Source organism: Thermodesulfitimonas sp. (assembly GCF_052743955.1).
On record NZ_JBRAIN010000113.1, the window covers coordinates 1 to 4,860 of the forward strand.

Below are 4,860 nucleotides of genomic sequence, written 5' to 3' on the forward strand. Positions count from 1 at the left end.
CTCCTTTCTCTTGGGTTTCTGCCATATAACCCTATTTCGAAAGGAAGAGCCCTCTTCTCCTTGTACCTGAGCCTCTATTCCCCCGAAAACATTTTACTCATACTTGCGCCTACCGGCTGAGCCCTCCTGGAACACAGAGTTTTCCCTACCGGTTTACTGACATATGGAGGCCGCCCGCCGCGCCGGTGGGGACGAGCTGACCGCTATCCCCGGAATGAACCGCCCGGCCGCTGAGGCAGCGTACTGTTTCTCCCGAGGAGAATAGGAGAACACCAATATCAAGGCAAAGGAGGCTTATTAGAAGCAGTTTGAACTACGGTCGAAGTAAATCTTCCGGAAGTGGAAGCCGTAAATGGCAAAGGTGATGGCCTCCGGAAGCAAACGCGGCCGCCGGAAGAGCATCCTGATGAGCAATTGCCAGTAGTGTTTCCGGCCCCTGTCGAGCACGCCTAGGTAAAACATCGCTTTGAAGAGAGCCGTCAAGTAGCACAAGCGCAGTTGCCTTATACCGGCTCTTCTGGCTGGCCTGAATTCCCGGAAAAACTCCCAGATCCGCTGATAATACGCTCCCGGTGCGTAGATGGTGGTGACAATTCTGCGGTAGCCGTCCAGCAACACCTGAGGGTTCATTTTAGGGATGAAGTTCAGGGAGAAGTCGGTGTTGTTGCCCGAAAAATTATGTAGGAGCCGCCCTTCTCGCTTTAGGCGTTCGAACAACCTCGTCCCCCGGGGGGCGTTGAGCAGGCCTACCATAGCGGTGACGATGCCGCTCTTCTGGATGAAGTTAATCTGCCGTTCAAAAATAGAGGGAGTATCGCTGTCAAAGCCTACGATGAACCCCGCACTTACCTGAAAGCCGTGATTCTGGATCTGCCTCACCGCGGCGAGGAGGTTGCGGTGCAGGTTGTGGAACTTGTTGCACTCCTTCAAGCTCTCTTCGCTCGGTGTTTCGATCCCCACAAAAACGTGGACGAACCCTGCTTTCCGCATCAGGTCCATCAGCTCTTCGTCATCCGCCAGGTTGATCGATGTTTGGGTGATAAAAACAAAAGGATGACGGTGGTTGTCCATCCACTCGATCAGAGCCGGAAGAATCTCGCTTTTTAGCCGGGCCTTATTGCCAATGAAGTTATCGTCGACGACAAAGACACTCCCCCGCCAGCCGCGATGGTAAAGGGCGTCCAGTTCGCGCAGCACTTGCTCTTTTCGTTTTAAGCGGGGTTTACGCCCGAAGAGCGAGGTAATGTTGCAGAACTCGCAGTCGTAAGGGCAGCCGCGAGAAATCTGAATGCTCATCGAGGCGTAGTCTCGAAAGTCAATCAGTTCCCATGCCGGCACCGGCGTAAGGGAGAGGTCGGGTTTCGCGCTGCTGGCGTAAATATGCCGCGCGCATCCTCTCTCCAGATCCGCCAGAAACTCGGGTAGCGTAGCTTCGGCTTCGTTCAGAACCAGGTGGTCAACCTCGGTGAAGGCCTCCGGTTCGGCGGTAAAGAGGGGGCCTCCCGCCACGGTCTTGACGCCCAGGGAGCGGCAGCGCGCCAGGACTTCCTTTGCAGAGCCGCGCTGGATCTCCATCGCGCTGACAAAAACATAATCGGCCCATTTCAAGTCTTCGTCGGATAGCTGCGTCACGTTCAAGTCAATCAGCCTCTTATCCCAGGTGGCAGGCAGCATAGCGGCGACGGTGAGGAGTCCCAACGGAGGGTATGCCGCCTTTTTGCCGACGAATCGCAGAGCATATTTGAAACTCCAGAAGGTGTCTGGGTATTTGGGGTAAACCATTAAAACGCGCATCGTCTGTAGTCCCCCCTTGTTCAATGAGAGTCAAGCCCGAATTACGATCCCAATCCCCTTGATAAGATCACCGCACTTCGACCCACATCTACGCAAACAATAATAATTATCTACTTCCTTTGCTTTATTACTTCACCACAACCATCATGATTTCCTACCTAAATTTTCACAACCACAACAGCTTCCGCAGTTCGCCGACCGCTACGGCAACAGGTTACGGTGGTCAACAAGCACACCGGCGAGATCGAAGCATACCACCAGCGGTTTATCTTCAGCCACCCGAAATCATCTCGGTCTCTCTAAACATATCCTCTGGCTCAAGGCGGGCCGCTTCACAGTTGCAGGAGGGCGGGCAGGTGATGACGGCCGAGGAAAACAAGTAACCGTTGCAGGAACAAAGGAGCAGGGTAGAAGGTCTTCGCCAGCCGACGAGAGGAAGCGAGCAGCGGCAGGAGGATCGCCGCAATGTTGCGTTGGTATTCCGTTAGATCCGCTCCTTCCGCAAGGTGCTTTAGGACTGCCTCTGCCGCCAGGAGCCCGCTCCGCAGCGCGTAGAAGATGCCCTCCCCCGAAAAAGGATCGGCGAGCCCGGCAGCGTCGCCTGCCAGAAGGACGTTGTCCTGGACAATCTGCCGTCTTCGGCCGCCCTGGGGTACCGGCCACCCGCTGATGTCCCGCAAGGCCCGGAGACGGTACCGCTCAAAAAAGGCTGTCAGGTAAGACCGGAGAGGCAGGCGCGGCCGCCACGAAATGACACCCGCCGAGGCTGTTCCGTCACCGTGGGGGAAAATCCAGGCGTAGCCGCAGGGCGGAAAATCGAGCTCGACCAGAACCCTTTCCCCCGGCCCGGGCCAGGAAACGGCTGTTCCCACGGCGAGCCCCCGCGGCGGCAGGCCAAGGCCGACGGATCTAGCCACCAGGCTGTTCGCCCCATCGGCCTCCACGATCACACGGGCGCGGTAAGTTCCCCGGCTCGTCTCGATTCGGTTTCCCGCAACGGACAAGACTCGTTCTCCCTCCCGAAACTCCGCGCCTGCCCCGGCCGCCTGCTCGACCAGCCAGGCGTCGAAGGCGGACCTCTTCACCACAGCAAACCGGCATTTGATAACAGCTAATGTTTTTCTCCTGTGGGTTACGACGAGTTCCTCAACTGGCTAGCAGGGAACGCTGGGCGGAAGGGTCCCCAAAAAGCGCAGTGTTTTTCCGGTCAGGCCCCCGGCGCAAGGCTTATACCTGGGAACCCTCTTGGCTTCAAGGAGCAGCACCCTGACGCCACGGCATGCCAGTTCTCGTGCGGTAATGCACCCCGCAGGTCCCGCCCCGATCACCGCCACATCATATTCGCGCAGCATTTTCCGGTAAGCGCTCCCCCCGCTCGGCCGGGCAGCACTTTCTGCACCAGCATCTCACCCGCGCTCCTACTAGCGGAAAACACCCCCGCTCGCTCTTGGTTCGACAAAAAACAGAGAGAGTCCTGCCGCTACCCGCCCGGGTTCCGCGAGGCGACCAGAGAATGCCCCGTTTTCGGTGATGGGCCTGTTGCCAAACCCCCTAGCCCGAAGGATTTTCGCGTATAAATCCTTAAGGAACTTTTGGCGTGGAACCGCAAAAATAAGCCCCCGCTGCCAGCAAACCAAGTCGCGGCCAAGGTCCGTTCCGCTTATAACCCTAAATATCGCGGGCCCAGTAACAGGTGGCTTTCACTGTTATCCGGGATCAGCTTCCGATACCAGAGGATTTCTGAAAAACCGGGCGGGAAGAAGCTCCGGAAGCGCGACCGGGCAAAAGAAGATTTCTTAAAGCTCCTCAAGGCGTCCGGCGAAAAGACCGTGACTTCGCGCAACCGTTTCCTTTTGGCTGATGAGCTTGGAACAAACCCCGCCACAATCAACCGGGCAATCCAGGAGTTAGTGGCCGAGGGTCGGATTACGGCGTCGACCCGGCGCCTGGGGAAAGGTACTAGAGGCGAGGCGGGCGGGGAGGGAGCGGGACATAGGCAGACCGGTAAAATCCGCGCCGGACCGGGCGCTCCACCAAGCAAGCAACCGAAGCAGCGAGGACTTAACTTTCCCGCGGGACAACCGGGTGCAGGCTGCACTTTACCACACGCCCCTTCTCACAAATAGCCGCGTCGGGGTAGATCACGGTGAGTGTCCCGCTTTCCGAAGCTTTTTCGACCGCCTTAAGGAACCGCAACGCCAGGTTGAAATCGCCATGGTAGCGGAGCCAGGTGTAGGTTTCCGCCACCACCAGGAGAGTGGTAACCAGGCTCGCCTTTTTAGTTACCGACAGGTAAAAGGCCTTGGCTGCTTCGTGAAACCTGTCCCGCTTGTCCAGCAAAGCGATGAAGGCACCCGTGTCCACGAACACCTTAGAGGGGACGGGCGCCACCGTAGAGATCCTCCTTGTAAGTCGTTGAGCCGGTACCCGGACCGTCGAAAATCCCGATGATCGCGGCAAGCGGGTCCTCTTCGCCCCGCGCCCTCTTCTTGCGGACGGTGACGAAGGCGCTTAGCCGCCGGAGCAGCTCCTTCTGTTCCCGGGGTGTAAGCTTCTTGAACTCTTCCACCAACCGGTCAACGGACATTTTAGGTTCTCCCTTCTACTAGCTCTACATAGCCTGGAAGATCCAGCGAATAAGCGGCGCAGTTGCTGACGGCTTCCTCGATTACTACCAGGAAGCGGTCCCTGGTCAATCGCACCGCGCCCTTTTTCCCCCGCGCACTTTGCTTCTATCTTTACCACAGAAGACGAAGAGACGTTCCTAAAAAGGTTGTTCAGACCACGTCAACCCACCGTAGGAATCTCATACTCTCCAGGATTCCTACAGTAACTTTACACTAACCATTTTACATCCACAAACTGGAAAGCGGGAGGCTTGACAACAAAGAGGAGCTCTCGACCAGGATGATTTACCTCTTTCATAGGTGATCAACGGGGCATTGAAGCAAGCTGTTCGCGAAAACCTGGTGGCCCGTAACGTTACCAGCGCGGTGAAATTACCCCGGTTATCTGCCCAGAAAATTGTGCGTCGCTAAATGGGGCACGCTCACGAAGACGGACAAC

General features: G+C 57.0%; 5 protein-coding genes. All 5 read right to left on the reverse strand.

All coding sequences use genetic code 11. From position 1 onward, the window contains the following. Positions 1-297: 297 nt before the first annotated feature. Entirely contained in the window at positions 298-1,698 is a 1,401-nt protein-coding gene (locus ACUVTA_RS08510) for a B12-binding domain-containing radical SAM protein (RefSeq protein WP_445952517.1), read from the reverse strand. A 428-nt stretch (positions 1,699-2,126) separates the two neighbouring features. Further along, positions 2,127-2,882, reverse strand: coding sequence for a hypothetical protein (locus ACUVTA_RS08515; RefSeq protein ID WP_445952518.1), 756 nt, complete (start codon positions 2,880-2,882; stop codon positions 2,127-2,129). A gap of 66 nt (positions 2,883-2,948) precedes the next feature. Beyond that, the gene (locus tag ACUVTA_RS08520; protein ID WP_445952519.1) at positions 2,949-3,146 is read right to left on the reverse strand and encodes an FAD-dependent oxidoreductase; all 198 of its coding nucleotides are present in this window, start codon (positions 3,144-3,146) and stop codon (positions 2,949-2,951) included. Between the two features lie 709 nt (positions 3,147-3,855). Further along, positions 3,856-4,185, reverse strand: coding sequence for a type II toxin-antitoxin system VapC family toxin (locus ACUVTA_RS08525; RefSeq protein ID WP_445952520.1), 330 nt, complete (start codon positions 4,183-4,185; stop codon positions 3,856-3,858). Continuing rightward, the gene (locus tag ACUVTA_RS08530) at positions 4,166-4,381 is read right to left on the reverse strand and encodes a hypothetical protein (RefSeq protein ID WP_445952521.1); all 216 of its coding nucleotides are present in this window, start codon (positions 4,379-4,381) and stop codon (positions 4,166-4,168) included. Before ACUVTA_RS08530 ends, ACUVTA_RS08525 begins: the two co-directional genes overlap by 20 nt. Positions 4,382-4,860: the final 479 nt, after the last annotated feature.

Coding starts and splice junctions, on each gene's coding strand:
- ACUVTA_RS08530 (WP_445952521.1), bottom strand. CDS start 4,381: ATGTCCGTTGACCGGTTGGTGGAAGAGTTCAAGAAGCTTACACCCCGG.
- ACUVTA_RS08520 (WP_445952519.1), bottom strand. CDS start 3,146: ATGCTGCGCGAATATGATGTGGCGGTGATCGGGGCGGGACCTGCGGGG.